Here is a 17,336-nt window from a genome sequence, read left to right as displayed (position 1 = left end):
GATGTTCAGTTAAGCAGTTGCTCCAGCACCCGCCTCACTTCTTCCAGGTTGACGGGCTTGTGCAGCACCGCTTGGGCACCGGAGTGCTGCAGCATCTCCTCCATCCGCGGCACGTCGACGGCGGTGATCACCACCACCGGCATCTCCGGGGCCAGCCGGCGGATCCGGCTTAGCACTTCATAACCGTTAAGCCCCGGCATCCGGATATCCAGGGTCATCAGGTCCGGCACCTCTTCCTGGGCCAGATCAAGGGCGTGCTCCCCGCTGGTGGCCACCACGGCCTGGTACCCGATCTTATCCAGGTACTGTTTCAGCGATTTGCAAAAAACATATTCATCGTCGACGATCAGGATTTTCCCCTTGTCCGCGCTCATCTTCCCTCCCCCTGGTTTTTACCCCCTGCTCCGGCAAGGGCAGCACCATAAAGAAATCGGTTCCCCGGCCCGGCCTGGAAGCAACCTCGATCATCCCCCCCATCCCTTCAACGATGGAATAGACCACCGCCAACCCCATGCCGGTGCCGCTGCCGGGATCCTTGGTGGTAAAAAAAGGATCAAAAATTTTATGCAGATGCTCGGGGGCGATCCCCCAGCCGGTATCGGACACGGTCAGGCCGACCCCCTGTTCCACCCGCCGGGTGGTCAGCGACAGCCGCCGCGTGGGGCGGCCGCGCATGGCATCCCGGGCGTTGTTGATCAGGTTCAGCAACACCTGGGCCAGCTGGTCCGGGTCGGCGGCAATCGCCGGCAGGCCCGGGGTGTATTTTTTCTCCACCTCGATGTGATCATCCGCCAGGCTATGCTTCACCAACTCCAGGGTATTGTCAAGCAAAGCGTGGATATCCAACTCTTCAATCTCCGCTTTACCCCGGTGCGAAAACATCCGCAGGCTGTTGGTAATCTTGGTGGCCCGCCTGATCTGCACCATCACCTCGTCCAACTGCTCACTAATTATTTCCGGCAACTCCTCCATTTGCATCACCTGCACAATGGTGCCGATGATGTTGAGAGGGTTTAAGATCTCGTGCGCCACCCCCGAGGCCAGGGTGCCGATGGAGGCCAGCTTTTCCTGGCGGACCAGCACGTTCTGGGCGCTGCGCAGCTCGGCCAGCGACTGCCGCAAATGGTCGGAGGTGCGCCGCAGGGCCAGCTCCGCGGCTCGGGCGGCGGTGACATCGTGCAGCAAAGCGACATAAGTGTACTGGCCGTCGTCCTCCACTGGATGCAGTGACATCTGCACCTGCCGGCTGGGCAGGTAGACCGGCTCCGCCAGACATAGCGTTTGGGGCGGGCCGGCCAGCGCCCGGGTCAGGATTTCCGCCGTCTCCTGCTCCAAGACCTCCGGCAGGCTGCGGCCCAGCATCTCTTCCTCCCGGCAGTCGAAAAAGAGCAAAGCCCGGGGGTTGGCGTAAATAACCTTGCCGTTGGGGCTGAGTTCCAGCACCCCGTCGGCGATGTTTTGCAAAACCATCTCATGGTGCTTTTGCAGGGAGAGCAGTTCCCAGCTGATTTCCCGCCGGAACACCTCTTGCCCACCCAGCAGCCGATGCTCCTCCAGAATCCGCCCATGGCCGGCAAGGTCGGCCAGCACCATATCAAGATGGGCAAAAATCCGGTCGGCACTGCTCTTGGCGATACAGGCATCGGCGCCGCAGCTTGCCAGCTCGAACCCCTGCTCGGCCACCACGGCGGAAAGCACCACCAGGCAAACACCCGCCAGTTGCGGGCGGGAACGGACAATCCGGCACAGCTTGGCGCCATCGATATTGGGCATCACCAGGTCGACGATGATCAATTCCGGCACAAACTCACGCAGAGTTTCCAGGGCGTCCAGGCCATCGGCGGCGGTGCGCACGGTATAACCCAGTTTTTCCAGGCGGGCGCTGAGCAGTCGGCGGATAAGGGGATGATTATCCACCACCAGAATGTTTTTCATCTGACACCTCAAGCAGATTGGTCGGCAACGGCAAACTTGAGCCACTAAAATTTAACCGGAAACGCCAGTATATTTATGCTATCTTGTTTTGCAGCCTCAATCAAGCCGGGCAACACCAGCGTCGCCGGTGCGGTCTGTAACCGTTCACCAGTGGTACTAACCTAACGGTATAACGGGCCGTAAGCGAATATCCGTGCCACAGGTTCGGGCAAGGTGGAAAAATGACAGCCAGCAACCAAAGCGCTCTGCAGCAAAAGGAGATCTGGTCCATCGGCGGCGGCAAAGGTGGGATCGGCAAAAGCCTGATCGCCTGCAACATTGCGATCATCCTGTCCCGGCTCAACAAAAAAGTACTGCTGGTGGACGCCGACCTGGGGGGCGCCAACGTACACACCACCCTGGGCCTGGAAACCCCGGAAGTAACCCTTTCCGACTTTATCAAGCGGCGCACCGAAAACCTCAACGAGGTAATCACCGACACCGGCATCAGCAACCTGCAAATTATCAGCGGCGCCCGGGATTTCCTCGATGCCGCCAACCCGGTGCACGGCCAGAAAGACCGCCTGCTACGGCACCTGGGCAAAATCGAGGCCGATTACATCATTCTGGACCTGGGAGCCGGCACTTCTTTCAATGTGCTGGACTTTTTCCTCTTCTCGGATCACGGCCTGCTGGTGGTACTGCCGGAACCGACCTCCATTGAAAATGTCTACCGTTTTATCAAGAGCGCTTTTTACCGCAAATTTCGCGCAACCGTAGAAAATCATGCCCTCAAGGAAGTGGTAGAGGCCGCCAAAGACCAGAAAAACACCCTGGGCCTCAAAACCCCCCACGATCTGTTGCAGTGCATCAAGGGCATGGAACCGGAAGCCGGCCGGCGGCTGGAAGCAGAGATAAAAACCTTTAAACCGAAGCTGATCATCAACCAGGTTCGTTCCCGGGAAGATATCCGGCTGGGCTTTTCCATGCGGAGCGCGGCCAAGCTCTACTTCGGCATCGACTTGGAATATCCGGGCTATATTGAGTATGATGATTGTGTCTGGCAATCGATTCGCCGGCGCCGACCGTTGGCCCTGGAACACCCCGATTCCCGGCCCCATCGTTCCCTGGAACACATCGTGCAGAACCTGCTGCTTTGCCGGCAACTGGAAAGCCCTTTCGCCTGAAGCGGTCAAAGGCCAAACAGAGGCAAGCATGTCTCCAAAAATGGCGGAGTTAAATCACTACGAACTGCTCGAACTAACCTCCCGGGCCACCGCCCAGGAGATCGAGCAGGCCTACGCCCGGGCCCGCCGGACCTTTGCCGACGACTCCAACGCCATCTACTCTTTGCTCTCGGCCACGGAACTGCAACAGGTCCGGCAACAGCTGGATACCGCCTACCGGACCCTGATCGACCCCCGCCGCCGGCAAGAATACGACATCCTGCTGGCCCGGCCGGAAGCAGAAAAAGCTGAAGGGGAGAAAGCCGACGAAATTGTTGCAGCCACCGGCAGTGACGAGCCGGCTACCGACCAGGCCGATGACCACACCAGGCCGCACCTGCCGGACAAGCTGGCCCCGCCCCCGGCGGAGATTAAGGAATTCACCGGCGCTGTCCTCCGCCAACTGCGGATCCAGCGCGACCTGACCATCAAGGACGTGGCGGAAATGACCAATATCGGCACCCGCTACCTGGAAGCCATCGAAGAAGAAAACTTTTACCGCCTGCCGGTGCGGGTTTACCTTCGGGGCTACCTGGCCCTGTTCGCCCAGGCCCTGGGTTACCAGCCGGAGCGCGTGGTGGCGGACTACCTGCGCCGTTATGGACAGGAACAACCGGATGAGCAACCGGTAACCAGGAAAAAAAGCTGGTGGCGGCCATGATCGTCAAAATCCCCGTCAGCGATCTGCAGCCGGGCATGTATGTCCGCCGTTTCGACTGTGGCTGGCTGCAGCACCCCTTTCTCTTCAACCGGCGCAAAGTTAAAAGTGCGGCGGATATCGAGCGCCTGAAAAATTGGGGGGTCCGCCATGTCTACGTTGAAGTAGAACACCCCCGCCCTGCCCGGCCCGCACCCGAACCGGCGCCCGTTCAGCCACCGCCTGCCCCCGGGCCGCTGCCCATGGCCGACTTGCCGGAGATGGGTGCTGGCAAGCAAGTACCGTTGAGCCGGGAGTTGGTGCGGGCGGAAAAGGCCCGGCGCCAGGCCAAAACCGTGGCCAAGGATCTGCTGCGCTCGGTGCGGGAGGGCAAAGAGCTAAAACTGAAAGAGGCCGAGACCGCCGTCAGCGGCCTGGACACCTCCATCAGCCACAACAAGGACGCCCTACTGCTGCTGATGCGCCTGCGCAACACCGACGAATACACTTTCGAGCATTCGGTTAACGTCGGGGTACTGCTGTTGGCCTTCTGCCACTCGCTGGGTTTCGACCGGGAGACCACCCGCACCATCGGGCTGGGCGGCCTGCTGCACGATGTGGGAAAAATGGCCGTTCCCCCGCATATTCTCAACAAACCAGGAAAGCTCAGCGAGGAAGAGTTCCGGCAGATCAAGGAGCATGTCCTGAAGGCCCGCAGAATTTTAGCCGCCACCGCAGCCATCTCCTTGCCGGTGGCCAAGATCGCCCTGGAGCATCATGAAAGATTCGACGGCACCGGCTACCCATACGGGTTGAACGGCGAGGCCATCAGCCGGGGCGGCCAGATGGCCTCCATCGCCGATGTTTTCGACGCCCTCAGCGCCGACCGCTGCTACCACCGGGGGATGGAACAGGCCGAAGTGCTGCGCCGGCTTTACGGCTGGCGCCACAGCCATTTTAACGCCGAACTGGTCCAGCGTTTCATCAAGTGCATCGGCATTTTCCCGCCGGGCACCCTGGTGCGGCTGGAAAGCGGCATGCTGGCGGTGGTGGTGGAATCCGGCCAGAATCTGCTGCAGCCGGTGGTGCGCCTGGTATATGATACCAACCGCGACTGGGCGGTTTTTCCCCGGGATCTTGACCTGGCCAAACCGGGCAAGGGAGGAGCCGACCGGATCATCTGCCATGAGCTGCCGGCCCGCTGGGGTATCAACCCCCTTAAAGCCCTGGAAGTTACCTGAAACGTGATCGCTCATCAGCACCGCATCTTCGAGCGATCAGCCAAGCTTACCTACGGACTTAATCATGCCAACTCCAACCAGCACCGACACTCGCCGCTTTTTTTATCTCTTTGCCCTGGGGGCACTGGCCGTTATGGCCTGGTTTATTTTCTACCCTCACCAGCGGGCAGCCGAGCCGCCCCCCCTGCCGCAACAGTTGGCCGGGCTGGAGCAAACCGAGCTGATCAGCGGCCCGGCGGCCCAACGGCGCCTGGGCCGCCTGCACGGCACAGCCATCGGTTTTACCGAGGCCTACCAGGTAAGCTATGGCGAACCGGGCCGCAAGCTGGTGGTCTGGCTGGGGATTTCCCCTTCCGAGGAAGAGGCTCTTTTTCTATATCGGGAAATGGATCGGCGCATGCCCGACACCCCGTTTTTCAGCGACCGGCATGAGTTGCTGCTTGACGGCCGGCAGGTGATCCGGGTGCATGGCCAGGGGCGGGAACATTACTACTGGCTGGCAGGGCGCCATAATTACTGGCTGGAGGCGGAGGGCCTGGATGGCCGGGCGGCGGTACGGGAACTGCTGGTACGCCAGGTTAGGGAATAACCCCGGTGTTGCTAATCACCCTAACCGGCCGGTAACCGGTGGTGATCGCCACGTCGCGGGTGGCCGGGCGCGGCGGTTCGCCCACATGGGGGCGGCCCTGGTCATCGAAATAAACCACCCGGAAGGCATCGACAAAGTTCAGCCGGTCGGCCTCTATGTAAATCCGCTCCTGCCCCGGCAGCAGCCGGTGGAACCGGTTGCCTTCGGCATCGATGACCACCAACTGGTAGCTGCTCCCGTTTCTTTTGATCCCCCAGAACTGGTAATCTCCGGTTACAGCGGCCTCCTCGGCCCGCTGCTTGGCATGGCGCAGGTGACTTTTCAGCTCGGCCACCTGCGCGTTATACTCGGGCCCGCCGCCTTCCATCCGGCTCACCACCACCGCCGTCAGCAAACCCAGCAGGATCGCAATGGCCACAAACTGCCTGATCACCAGGCCCCACTTGCTCATAAAAGTTTCTTTAGCCATAAAACTCGCCTTGCAGACAAAAGGGAAAAACCACCAGAACAGCCTAAGGATTTAAGGCAAAATCACCGGGGCGTCAACCGTTTTCATCCAAAAGCGCACCGCCGATGCTGTAGATCGGCAGGACAAATTCAAGGGCTATCCGGCCAGGCTGCCAGGTCGCTCAGGGCGGTGGAGTGGAGGAGGTAAGTTACCTGGTTGGCCATGGTTCTTTGCTGGGTTTCCCGGAGCAGTTCGGCCGGCGACCAGGAGGCGAGCTCCGGGGGCTTGCCACCGCAGTCCGGGCCGGAGACGTAGCCCCAGAGGTGTTGTGCCGCATTGCCGATGCCGCCGGGGCTGGGGGGCAAGCGCAGGGTTTCGGCCAGCAGCCGGGCCAGCGGGGCGAAGCCCCGGTTGCCCGGGCGGGCCAGGCTGGCGCCGATCTTTTGGTACAGCCCTGGGTCGCGGGCCAGCACCGAATACTTGTGCTGGGCCCAGAGTTGCTGGCTGTTGCGGGGCAGTGGAATCCGGCCCTGCTCCTTATGCTGGTATTTTTGGCCCAGCAGCCGATACTGGGCGGCCGGCTCATCCAGGTAAACGGCCGGCCAGTTGCCTTCACTGCCGGTCAATGCAACCGGGCTGCGATCGGTGAAGCCGCGCAGGGCCATCTCGCAGGCCAACAGGCGGTGCCGTTGCTGCAGCGCCCAGCCGTAACTCTGCCAGCGCCTGGTTTCCGGATGGTTGGCGTAGCCCTTTTTGCCTTGGCTGATAATGGCCACAATACCGTGCAACTCCCGGTGTTCACCCAACAGGCTTTGCCGGTTCAGGTAACCGGGGTGAATATCCCAAACACGCATGGCCTGGCCCCCTTTTTTGCCGCCCGGAAAACAGCGGATGCTTTCCCCTGGCGGGAAACAGAAAAGGGGTCAGACCCCTTTTGCACGTCAAAGCCCCAACTCCAGTGCAGAATGCAACCGGAGTTGGGGCTTCGATGTCGTGTTTGACGCTCTTGACCGTTCACTGAAAAGGTCAGGGTCAGGTTGGGAAACTTATAATTTTATGTACGTCCCCCTTTGTTCCTCAGATCAGAGGTGTTGCATTACAAGAGTTGACCTCAACCAGCCTTTATTGCACTGTGAATGTCTTTTCATCTTCCCCTGTATAAGCATCAAACCAATCAGGACCACCTGTAATCTCTATAGTTACTTCTCCATCTTCATACGAGTAGGATGCGGTAAAATCGCCTAAATCTGTTTCAATTCAGCAGTTCCCAACTTAATATAACTCATTGATTTCACGTTATACAATTTTCTGTCTTTCGTAAACTTTTTAACCATGGCATGATGCGTCTGGCAAGTAGTGTTTGCCGGATACGGCCATAAGCAATAACAACGATAAAACAAAATGATAAATTTACGCCGGAGGCGATTTTCAGCTTGACAAATCCTTGAGAGGGTGGATGCGATTTTTGTAGGAAAATCAACAACCTACAAGGAGATCGCCATGAATGTCCACCAACTCATTCGCCAAAAGCAACTCGCCAGCCGTCGTCAAGATAAAATCAGCCAGCGCAAGCACTTGAACTTCGACGCCCTCATCACCACTATTCGGGAGGATTTCGGCAAGATCGCCGACCACCGGGCCGCCAACGCCAGTATCTCCCTGGTGGACGCGCTGACCAGCGGCTTTGCCATGTTCTCCCTCAAGCATCCCTCCCTGCTGGCCTTCGAGGATGAGTGGCGGGAAGACCCCACCTGCCTGCACGGAGTGTACAAAGTAAACGATATCCCCAGCGACAGCCAGATGCGAACCATCTGCGATGAGGTGGACCCCCGGCATCTGCGGCGGCCGTTCCGCAGCATCTTCCGCCAGCTTCAACGAGGCAAGGTGCTGGAAAAGATGACTTGGCTAGACGGCCACTATCTGCTGGCCCTGGACGGCACCGGCATCTACTCCTCGGAGAAGGTCGGCTCGCCATACTGCCTGAAGAAGCGCAAGCGCAACGGGCAGGTGGAATACTACCAGCAGATGCTGGGGGCGGCCATTGTTCATCCCGAGCAGCGGGAAGTGATTCCGCTTTGTCCGGAGATGATCGTCCAGCAGGATGGCAGCAAGAAGCAGGACTGCGAGCGCAAGGCCGCCCGGCGATTTTTGACCGAGTTCCGGCGGGAGCATCCCCACCTTAAGTGCGTGGTGATCGAAGATGGTCTCAGCTCCAACGCACCCCATATCGAGGATCTGCGTCAGGATGGTCACCACTTCATCCTGGGGGCCAAGCCGGGAGATCATGGTCATCTCTTCGAACAGATGGATGAGGCACTCAGGGCTGGCCAGGCGGTGGAGTTATCCCGGGCCGACGAGCAGCAGCCGGATATTCTCCACACCTACCGTTTCGTTAACGATCTGGCGCTCAACAAGTCTAATCCGGAGGTTCGGGTAAACCTGCTGGAGTACTGGCAGCTTGACGGCAAGGGCAAGGTCATCCGCTTCAGTTGGGTCACCGACCTGGAAATCACCGCCGCCAACGTCTACCAGATCATGCGGGCTGGCCGGGCCAGGTGGCGGATTGAAAACGAGACCTTCAACACCCTCAAGAACCAGGGCTACAACCTGGAGCACAACTACGGCCTGGGGCAAAAGCACCTTTCCGCCGTCTTCGTTCACCTCACGGTACTGGCCTTTCTGGTGGACCAGGTTCAGCAGCTCTGTTGTCCGCTGTTCAGGGAGGCGCTGGTTTTCCGTAAACGTAAACGGCGACTCTGGTCGGGGATCAGAAACCGTTTTGAACTGCTGGATTGCCCGTCCATGGAGGCGATCCTGCTCCACATCGTCGGCCGGGGCAAACCCCTGCCGCAGTTGGAATGACCGGCACCGGCCACCCGGCCGGGGGAATATTTTGTCAAAGATCAGAACGTCTGTCGGACACTGCCGACGGCTGCAGCGGAGTGCTGTTGCCAAAAAACGGCCAAATCGACTATATTTCGGCCAGCTCGGCCAATAACAGTGGCGATTGGGTGCTATCAGCCCTGAATAACCACCGAAAAAATGTGAAACCGGCTGCCAGTGGCATCAAGTTGTTGGGCAGGCGGCCAAATCGGGAACGACTGGTTTCAATTGTCTGATTAGTAGTCCCAGCCGCACCAGTCCAGGCATTTCCATCTATACCCGTAGGAGCAGCAGAATTGACAAGCAGAAACCGTGCGTAACTCATGGTCACGTTAGAACTAGCTGCCCCTAAAGCAGCCTCCACCGCTTTTTCTTGTGATTCACTCTGCAAATCAATAAACCGCGGTATCGCCACCGCGGCTAGAATGCCCAAGATCACCAGCACGGCGATGATTTCAATGAGGGTAAAACCTCCCTGGGAGCGGGTTAACTTTCTCTGTGCCATCTTTTCGCCTCCTGTCTAATTGATTCTACCTTCCCGTGTCTGCCCCCAAGCGGGGCCAAACTGTTTTCATTTGTTAATATAAGTTACTTTTTTCATGATACCAGCTATCGGTGACTAAGCCAAGTTTTTTAGGGTGTTACACCATCTGGGTTAGATCCCACATGGGCATGAAGATGGCCAGGGCGAAAAAGCCCACCACCGCCGCCAGGCCCACCACCAGGATGGGGCCCAGGGCATCGGAGAGGCGTTTGACCGCGTACTCCACCTCGGAGTCGTAGTGGTTAGCCACCGCCTGCAGCATTTCATCCAGCGAGCCGGATTCCTCGCCGATTTCCACCATGTTGATCACCAGCGGCGGGAAATAGCGGGCCTGCCGCAGGGGGCCGCCGATTCCCCGCCCCTCTTCGATCTTGGCCTTGAGCTTTTCAAACTCCCGGGAGATGGCACCGTTGCCGATGACCTCGGAGATAATGGCCAGCGACTCCATCACCGTTACCCCGCTGGCCAGCAGAATGGCAAAGATGCTGGAAAAACGGGACATGGCGCTGCGCAAAAAGAGCGGGCCGACAATGGGCAGGCGCAACAGCAGGTGCCCCTTGACCACATAGCCCGCCGCCGAATTAAAGTACGCCCGCAGCCCGAAAAAACCCGCCGCCAGAACTACCAGCAGCACCAACCAGTGCTCGGTGAGCAGCCGGTACATGGCAATGCTGAGTACCGTGGGCAGGGGCAGCTCAATCCCGGCCCGGTCGAAAGTGGAGACAAACTGGGGAATCACCATGGTCAGCAGAAAGAGAAAGGCCCCGAGCAGGGCCAGGCTGACGATCTTGGGATAGGCCAGGGCGGTGTTGATATCGTTTTTAACCTTGTTTTCGTGCTCCAGGATGTAACTGAGCCGGTCCAGCACCTCGGGCAGCGAGCCGCTGGCCTCGCCGGCCCGGATCATGCTGCAGTAGAGCTTGGAAAAGATTTTAGGGTGCCGGCGGAAGGCCGCCTCCAAGGTGGCGCCTTCCTCGATATCGGTCACCATCCGTTCCAGGCTGCGCTTGATCTGGGGGTGCTCGCTCTGATCCTGTAGAATCTCTAAGGAACGGGTGATGGCCACCCCGGCTTTCAGCAGGGTTCGCAACTGCTTGGTGAACAGCACCACGTCCTGGGGCTTTACCGGCTTGCCGGCCAGCAGCAAGTCCAGCAAGCTGGAAGTGTCACTTTCCTTGGCCCGGGTCACCTTTTCCGGGGCCATGCCCTGGGCCCAGAGCAGTTCGGTGGCCTCATCCGGGGAGGCGGCCTCGATGGTGCCGGCCAGGCGGCGGCCGCTCTCGGTGGTGGCCTGGTAATCGAATTTAGCCATGAAAAACTCGCTGCAGAACTCTTGGCAGAACCCTCGGTCGATATCTCGACTGCCCCTGCACCATCGCTTTCATCTCAGGTCAGTACCGTGCGGGCGGCTTCCTCGAAGGAGGTAACCCCGGCGGCGATCTTGTCGGCGGCGGCCTCCTTGAGCAGCACCAGCTTGCCCTGGCCGCGCAAATGACTGACGATCTCGGCGTTGCTTTTGTGGTTCAGGATCATCTCCTGCACCTCGCCGTCCACCACCAGAACTTCATAGATCCCCACCCGGCCGCGGTAGCCGCTGTTCATGCAGAGCGAACAGCCCACCGGCTTTTTGAACTGGGTTCCGGCCCGGTTATGGAGATCCCAGAACTCCAGGATCTCCGGGGCCGGCTGGTAGGGCTCGGCGCATTGCGGGCAGAGCCGGCGCACCAGGCGCTGGGCGATGATCCCCACCAGGCTGGAGGCCACCAGGAAGGGTTCGATGCCCATGTTTTGCAGCCGGGAGATAGTGCTCACCGCGTCGTTGGTGTGCAGGGTGGTGAACACCAGGTGACCGGTAAGGGCCGCCTGGGTGGTGATCTGGGCCGTTTCCGCATCCCGGGTTTCCCCCACCAGCACCACGTCGGGGTCCTGACGCAGGATGGAGCGCAGCCCGGAGGCGAAGGTCATGCCGGCCTTGCGGTTGAGCTGCACCTGGCGCACCCCGTCCAGGCGGTACTCCACCGGGTCTTCCAGGGTGACGATATTGATCTCCGGCGACATGATTTCCAGCAGAAAAGCGCACAGGGAGCTGGATTTACCGCTGCCGGTGGGGCCGACGCTTAACACCAGGCCGTAGGGCTGCTTGATCATCCGCATGATCTTGCGATGATCCTCGCCGGAGAGCCCCAGGTTGTCCATGGTCAGCGGCCCGGAGCTGACAAAGAGCAGCCGCAGGACCAGGTTTTCCCCGTAGATGGTGGGCAGGGTGGAGGCGCGGATGTTGATCTCTTTGTTGTCCACCTTGATATTGAAGCGACCGTCCTGGGGAATGCGGACATTGGCGATATCCATGCCGGCCAGCACCTTGATCCGAGAGATGATACCGGGAATCAGGTTGCGGGGCGGCGGCGGGATCTCGTGCAGTTTGCCGTCGATGCGCAGCCGCACCTGGGCCCGGTTTTTTTCCGGGCTGATGTGGATATCGCTGGCCCCCTCCTGCACCGCCTGGCTGAGGATGGAGTTGACCAGGCGGATTACCGGGGCGGCACCGGCGATATCCTGCAGCACCCCCAGGGCCACGGCGTCGCTCTCCTGCTCTTCCGGGCCGACCTCCACCTCGCCTTCCACCTCGCGCAGCACCTCGCTGACCGCCGAATGGAAGCCGTAGATGCCGTTGATCAGCAGGGGAAACTCGGACTGGGCACAGATCAGGGGCTCCACTTCCAGGCCGGTGTGGCCTTCCACCGCGTCCAGGGCGGCGATGTCCAGCGGGTCCACCATGGCGATGCGGACCACAAAGGCATCTTGGCCCAAAGGGGCCACCTTGTACTTCATGGCCATGTCCCGGGGCAGAATCTTGGCGGCTTCGGGGGTAACCGGGTTTTTATCGCTATCGTAGCGGGAGATATGCAGCTGGGTGCCCAGCACCCGGATGATCTCTTCTTCCGGCACGATGTTCTGCTGGATCAGGTAATCACCCAGGCGCAACTGGCTTCGGCGCTGACCGCTCAACACCTGCTGGAGCTGGTCGGCGGTCAGCAGACCGGATTCCACCAGCATGTCGCCCAATTTTTTTCTGGTCTTAAGCATTCCTTGTCAACCGCTTGTAAGAGCCGTTCAGCGCAGGCTGGGCAATTCGCGGAGCTGCCCGTAATCCCGGTTTTCCAGGTTGTCGGCGCTTAGAATCCGCGGGGTGATGAAAATCAGCAACTCTTCAAACTCACCGGCCCGGGCATCGCTGCGGAAAAACACCCCGAGCCCCGGGATATTCTTGAGCAGCGGCACCCCGGTGCTGCTGCTGGCCTGGCGCTCCTTGGCCAGCCCGGCAATCACCACGGTGGAACCATCTTCCACGATCAGGTTGGTCTGGGCCAGTTTTTTAATGATGAAGGGATTGCCCATAACGGTGCGGGTAAGATCAACCTCGTCCTTCTGGGCCTCGATTTTAAGCTTGATGTTCTCCCGGGAGATCACCTGGGGGGTGACCAGCAGCCGCAGCACCGCGTCTTTGTACTGAACGCTGGTGGTGCCGTCTTCGATGGACTGGTAGGGCACCTCGGTGCCGCTTTCCAGCACCGCCTCGTGGTTGTCCAGGGTGGCCACCGAGGGCCGGGAGAGGATGTTGACCTTGCCCTCCCGTTGCAGGGCCTGCAGCTGCATCTCCAGGATATTGCCGGCCACCGAGGCGGTATAGAAGCCCACCTCGCCGGTTAAAACATCCAGGCTGTACTGCTCGCCGATGGGGTTGCCCGCCTGGTAGGTAAAACCGCCGGCCGCATCGCTGACCCGCTGTTGCCCCCGCCAGAAAGAGCCCCACTGCACTCCCAGTTCCCGGGCCACCTCCTGGTTGGTCTCAATGATATGGGCCTCGATCAGTACCTGGGGGGTGGCCTGGTCGACCTCTTGCAGGAAGGAGGTCAGCCGTTCCAGATTTTCGGCGGTATCGCGGATCACCAGGGAGCGGGTGTGGCGATCCACGGTGACCGAGCCGCGGGGGTTGCCTTCCTTGTCGCGGCTCAGCATGGGGGTAAGGGATTCGGCCAGGGAGGCCGGCTCGGAAAAACGGACCGGGACCACCCGGGTTTGCAGCGGGCTGACATGTTCCTCCTCCAGGTACAGGCCCTGGCGCTCCACCTGGCGGCGCAGGTCTTCCACCGACATCACCCGAATCACCCCGCCTTCAACCACCGCCACCAGCCCGTAACTTTCGATGATACTCATGAACACGTCGTTCCAGGGCACCTGCTCCACATGGATATTGACGTTACCGGTCACACTGGGGTTGATGATGATATTCTGCTGCGCCACCCGGGCCAGCGAGCGCATGGCGGTGCCGATGGGCACATCCACCAGGTTGATGGAGGTGGGGGTGGTGGGCAGGGCAGTGTGCAGTTCGGAGGTGCGTTCGGCCACCGTGCGCGGCGGCCGACGCGGGAGCACTTCCGGCGCCGGCGCCTCCACCTCCGGCTCAGCCAGCCGTTCGGGCCGGATCACCGGTTGCGAGGTTTCCACCAGCTCCCGCCACTGCTCAAAAAATTCATCCCGCTCGGGTTTGGGCTCCGGCAAGGTTGAGCAGGCCCCGGCCAGCCAGAGCAGGGGCAGCAGCGCCAACAGCAATACGACAGCACGTGATTTCATGGTAAGGCCTACCTCTCTGACCATTGATTTGCCTGTAACCGTTCCCATTAGTTCGGATCGATGATGGCCAGCCGCACCGCGTGCCCGCCCAGGCCAAGCTCCAGGTATTGGGGCTCGATCCGCTGCAGGCGGATATCGCCCACCACGGTATCGCCGCGCTGGTACTCTTTACCGTTGATCACCGCCAGCCGCCGGTCGCCCATTTTCAGGTAGCCGGAATAAACCAGCCGCTCAGCGGCGGCCCGCAGTTCCTCCAGGACCACATGCTCACGCGGCTCTTTCGGCAGTTCATCCAGCAGCAGAAAGTCCGACGAGACGAAAAGATCGGCCGACCATAAGGTCTGCTGCAATTCGGCCACGGCCTGCAGCGCCGACTCCGGCGGCTCGAACTTGCCCGCCGCCAAGTCCCGTTGCAACTCCACGGCCATGATCAGCGCGGCATCATGCCTGGCGGTGGGGGCCGGCGGCTCGGGCTCGGCGACCAGGAAAAAATCGTAAACGAAATAAAGCACCGCCAGCCCCATAAGGCCGACTATGATCTTTTCCCGCGTGGTTTTCAAGACTCTCTCCTCTGCACGATAGTCACCGGTCTATTGGTCATCAACCAGCAGCAGCGCCGTCAGCAGAAAACCATCCAGGTCCCGTTCCACCTTGATCTCCGCCAGTTCCACCAGGGAAGGCAGCCAAACCAGATCCAGGGCCAGGCGGCGCAACGACTCCAACCCGCCGACCAGTTGCAGGCACAACTTGAGCGTCTCCGACGACGCCAGGTTATCGGGGATCTCCAGGCTCAACTCCCGCACCGCCACCCGGTATTCTGCAGCCAGGCGGCGCACCGCCACCGGCGATTCCCGGTCTTGCGGGCCGAATTCCCGGGGGGCCATGGCGGCCGCCTCGCGCAGCACGGCCAGTTGGTCATCCAGGGCCTGGGCCACCAGATGAATCTCCCGGGTCTGCTCAAGACGCACCCGCTCCACCGGAATTTCCGCCGCCAGCCGGTCGGCCTCCTTAAAAGAGGGCAACACCAGCCCAAAGCCAAAAGCCGCCAGCAGCAGGGAGCTCATGCCCAGCACCGCCAGGTTGTGGGCATTGAAGGCTACCTTCAGTTTTTCTCGCCAGATCACGGTGTTCATCGGCCCTGCCCTCCCTCAAACAGCCGGTGGGCGGCAACCTGCAACTGGAAATAAAGCACATTGACCTGGGCGGTGGTTTCCCGCTCTTCCCGCCGCACCACCCTGACCTCCCGCACCAGCTCGGAACCCTCCAACCGCCGCAGATAGCGCACCAATTGCAAGTCCCGTTCCGCCGGGCGACCGCCGATCACCCCCCTTAACTCCAGGGTCGGGCCTTTTTCGTCTGCTGCCACCGCCGGACGTTGGGCCTGCACCGAGAGCAGGGCCACACCCGAGGGGGCCAGCTCCTGCACCTCGGTGAGCAGCAACAACAACTGCTGCCGCCGGGCACCCTGGCGAATTTCATCCTGATAGCGGCCGGCTTTCGCCGCCAGCGCCGCCAGGTAAGCCTCGTCGTACTGGGTAACGGCCAGTTGCCGGCGCTGCTGCTCCAGGGCGGAATATTCCCGGTCCAGTTCGGTTATCACCTGCTGCTGCCAGCCGTAAAGTCCGGCCAGCCCCAGGGCCAGCGCAATGAACAGCCCTACCACGGCCTGATTGGCCCGGTGGGCCAACTGCTGTTTTTCCTTGTCCGGATAGGTCAGCAGGAAGTTGAGGCTGTGTCGGCGGTCGCCAAAGGCCAGGCCGATGGCCGGGGCCAACTGCTGGCGGGCAAAGGCCTCGTAAGGGGGGGCGGCCGCCAGAGGCCCGCAGCCCTGATCGTTGGCAAAGGGATCGAGCCAGTCACAGCCGAGGCCCAGTTCATCTTCAATTTTTTCCAACAGCGATGAATCGAGCTTGATCGGGCTGGACAGGTAAATCCGTTCCGGCCGGGGAAGCCCCAGGTTGGCCTGGCAGTAATCGAAGGTGCGCTCCAGTTGGCGCACCAGGCGGGTAAGGGCCCGGGGATCAAACCGGGCCGGCTCCGTTTCCTGTACCTCGCCGGCGGCATCGAGGACCAGTTCGTCACTCCCCTCGCCCGCCGGCTCCCCCGCTTCCTCTTCGTTGCCGGCCGTTGTCGGCAGCACGATCTCCCGGCCGCCGACGACCACCGGCTCAACTTCCAAAATACTTTGCAGGCCGGTTTTGATGTCCCGGCTGAAGACCAGGTCGCAGTCCTGGAACAAGGAGATAAAGGAGTTGTGCTCCTCCAGGCGCAAATGGGAAAAAGCCCGGTCGCCGCCGCTCAGTCGCTCCTGCAGGCAAAGATGGCGCAGGGCGGTAGAGGGCGCGGTAATACCGGCCAGAGAGAACCCCAGCGAGCGGAACAGCTTGCGCAGGCGCTCCACCACCGCCCGGGGGGCCAGAAAGACCACCGCCTGTCTCTTGCCGTCGGCCTCGGCCTTCGGCTGGAGCACAAAGTCGAGGATATGGGCCTTGGGGTTAAAATGCTCGATATTTTTCCGGGCCGCCCAGAACACGGCGTTGGCCACTTCCGCCGCCGCCGTCGGCGGGATGGTCAGCAAATGCACATCCACCTGGTGCCAGGGCAATTCGGTCCAGATTTCCAGGGCCCGGGAGCCGCCGTCAGGGCCGGCCTGAACCACCGCCAGGGCCCGGCGCAGGGTTGCCTGCATGGCGGCGGAATCCAGCCAGCGGTCATCCGGGGCCGCCGCGCCGCCGCCGGTTTCCTGCTGTACGCTGTAAACTTGGTGCTCCTGCAACAACCGGCGGCCATGGATATGCCCCACCACGGCCAGTTCCACGGTATCGGGGCGCAGGGCAACCCCCACGGTAAGCTGGCGGTGCCGCCGGCTCAAGCCCGGCAGCTTGGCGGCAACAGTGGACCACCAGGGAGAGAGTTTGGGTGAAGACGGTACGGGACAGTGCTCCGGCCGCTGCCCGGCGGCCTCGGCCCGGGCCGGTCCGGCGGCGGGAGGCGGCGAGGCGGCGGACGGCGGCGCGGCATTCTCCCGCGGGGACGGACCGTCGTGGTCCTCGCCGGAACGAATCAGGTCCAGCAATTTTTCGGTGGCGGAAAGTTCTGTGCGGCGACCCATCAACTGTAACCGACCCTGTGCCGTAAAACTACCAGGCGGGAAATATTATTATAAACCTCTTGTAAACCACCGAACGTCGGCGGCTCAGCCTACAACTGTCTGTTAAA

At 60.9% G+C, this 17,336-nt stretch carries 16 protein-coding genes; 5 read left to right on the top strand and 11 right to left on the bottom strand.

The features are described from left to right. Window positions 1-5: 5 nt before the first annotated feature. Entirely contained in the window at window positions 6-374 is a 369-nt protein-coding gene (locus DAAHT2_RS12175) for a response regulator (RefSeq protein ID WP_013164575.1), read from the bottom strand. Continuing rightward, window positions 334-1,935 (bottom strand): ATP-binding protein, encoded by a 1,602-nt coding sequence (locus DAAHT2_RS14080; protein ID WP_013164574.1) that lies wholly within the window; start codon window positions 1,933-1,935, stop codon window positions 334-336. Before DAAHT2_RS14080 ends, DAAHT2_RS12175 begins: the two co-directional genes overlap by 41 nt. 221 nt (window positions 1,936-2,156) lie before the next feature. Between DAAHT2_RS14080 and DAAHT2_RS12165 the strand changes: the two genes are divergently transcribed. The 4 genes from DAAHT2_RS12165 (at window position 2,157) to DAAHT2_RS12150 (ending at window position 5,607) form a co-directional block, all read left to right on the top strand. Next, a complete protein-coding gene (locus tag DAAHT2_RS12165; RefSeq protein WP_013164573.1) occupies window positions 2,157-3,101 on the top strand; it encodes an AAA family ATPase in 945 nt (314 codons plus the stop codon). Window positions 3,102-3,129: 28 nt separating this feature from the next. After that, window positions 3,130-3,801: a helix-turn-helix domain-containing protein gene (locus DAAHT2_RS12160; RefSeq protein ID WP_013164572.1), complete on the top strand. Its 672-nt coding sequence runs from the start codon at window positions 3,130-3,132 to the stop codon at window positions 3,799-3,801. Beyond that, window positions 3,798-5,018, top strand: a complete 1,221-nt coding sequence (locus DAAHT2_RS12155) for an HD-GYP domain-containing protein (protein ID WP_013164571.1) — start codon at window positions 3,798-3,800, stop codon at window positions 5,016-5,018. The genes DAAHT2_RS12160 and DAAHT2_RS12155 overlap by 4 nt, the downstream gene beginning before the upstream one ends. Before the next feature lie 64 nt (window positions 5,019-5,082). Further along, window positions 5,083-5,607: a hypothetical protein gene (locus tag DAAHT2_RS12150; RefSeq protein ID WP_013164570.1), complete on the top strand. Its 525-nt coding sequence runs from the start codon at window positions 5,083-5,085 to the stop codon at window positions 5,605-5,607. Here DAAHT2_RS12150 and DAAHT2_RS12145 read toward each other — a convergent pair. Together DAAHT2_RS12145 and DAAHT2_RS12140 are read right to left on the bottom strand one after the other, a co-directional pair. Beyond that, window positions 5,597-6,076: a hypothetical protein gene (locus DAAHT2_RS12145; RefSeq protein WP_013164569.1), complete on the bottom strand. Its 480-nt coding sequence runs from the start codon at window positions 6,074-6,076 to the stop codon at window positions 5,597-5,599. The two genes, DAAHT2_RS12150 and DAAHT2_RS12145, sit on opposite strands and share 11 nt — an antisense overlap. Window positions 6,077-6,204: 128 nt before the next feature. Continuing rightward, complete coding sequence (locus DAAHT2_RS12140) at window positions 6,205-6,909, bottom strand: DUF1722 domain-containing protein (protein WP_013164568.1); 705 nt, start codon at window positions 6,907-6,909, stop codon at window positions 6,205-6,207. A gap of 646 nt (window positions 6,910-7,555) precedes the next feature. Here DAAHT2_RS12140 and DAAHT2_RS12135 point away from each other — a divergent pair. Continuing rightward, a complete protein-coding gene (locus tag DAAHT2_RS12135) occupies window positions 7,556-8,917 on the top strand; it encodes a transposase (protein ID WP_013164372.1) in 1,362 nt (453 codons plus the stop codon). A 109-nt stretch (window positions 8,918-9,026) separates the two neighbouring features. On the opposite strand, the gene DAAHT2_RS14075 is transcribed toward DAAHT2_RS12135, so the two are convergent. From DAAHT2_RS14075 to DAAHT2_RS12100, 7 genes are all read right to left on the bottom strand, one after another. Beyond that, window positions 9,027-9,443: a type II secretion system protein gene (locus tag DAAHT2_RS14075; RefSeq protein ID WP_013164567.1), complete on the bottom strand. Its 417-nt coding sequence runs from the start codon at window positions 9,441-9,443 to the stop codon at window positions 9,027-9,029. Between the two features lie 136 nt (window positions 9,444-9,579). Further along, window positions 9,580-10,794: a type II secretion system F family protein gene (locus DAAHT2_RS12125; protein WP_013164566.1), complete on the bottom strand. Its 1,215-nt coding sequence runs from the start codon at window positions 10,792-10,794 to the stop codon at window positions 9,580-9,582. A gap of 74 nt (window positions 10,795-10,868) precedes the next feature. Beyond that, window positions 10,869-12,569, bottom strand: coding sequence for a GspE/PulE family protein (locus DAAHT2_RS12120; protein ID WP_013164565.1), 1,701 nt, complete (start codon window positions 12,567-12,569; stop codon window positions 10,869-10,871). A gap of 27 nt (window positions 12,570-12,596) precedes the next feature. Beyond that, window positions 12,597-14,117 carry a type IV pilus secretin PilQ gene (pilQ, locus tag DAAHT2_RS12115; RefSeq protein ID WP_157861480.1) on the bottom strand — a complete coding sequence of 507 codons (1,521 nt, stop codon included), beginning with the start codon at window positions 14,115-14,117 and terminating at the stop codon, window positions 12,597-12,599. 47 nt (window positions 14,118-14,164) lie between these two features. Continuing rightward, window positions 14,165-14,677, bottom strand: coding sequence for a general secretion pathway protein GspB (locus DAAHT2_RS12110; protein WP_013164563.1), 513 nt, complete (start codon window positions 14,675-14,677; stop codon window positions 14,165-14,167). 30 nt (window positions 14,678-14,707) lie between these two features. After that, on the bottom strand, window positions 14,708-15,250 hold the full coding sequence (locus tag DAAHT2_RS12105; RefSeq protein WP_013164562.1) for a hypothetical protein: 543 nt from the start codon (window positions 15,248-15,250) through the stop codon (window positions 14,708-14,710). Further along, on the bottom strand, window positions 15,247-17,229 hold the full coding sequence (locus DAAHT2_RS12100) for a hypothetical protein (RefSeq protein WP_013164561.1): 1,983 nt from the start codon (window positions 17,227-17,229) through the stop codon (window positions 15,247-15,249). Before DAAHT2_RS12100 ends, DAAHT2_RS12105 begins: the two co-directional genes overlap by 4 nt. Window positions 17,230-17,336 lie beyond the last annotated feature (107 nt).

This window comes from Desulfurivibrio alkaliphilus AHT 2 (assembly GCF_000092205.1).
Taxonomy (GTDB): domain Bacteria; phylum Desulfobacterota; class Desulfobulbia; order Desulfobulbales; family Desulfurivibrionaceae; genus Desulfurivibrio; species Desulfurivibrio alkaliphilus.
This window is presented reverse-complemented; position numbering and strand designations above follow the sequence as displayed.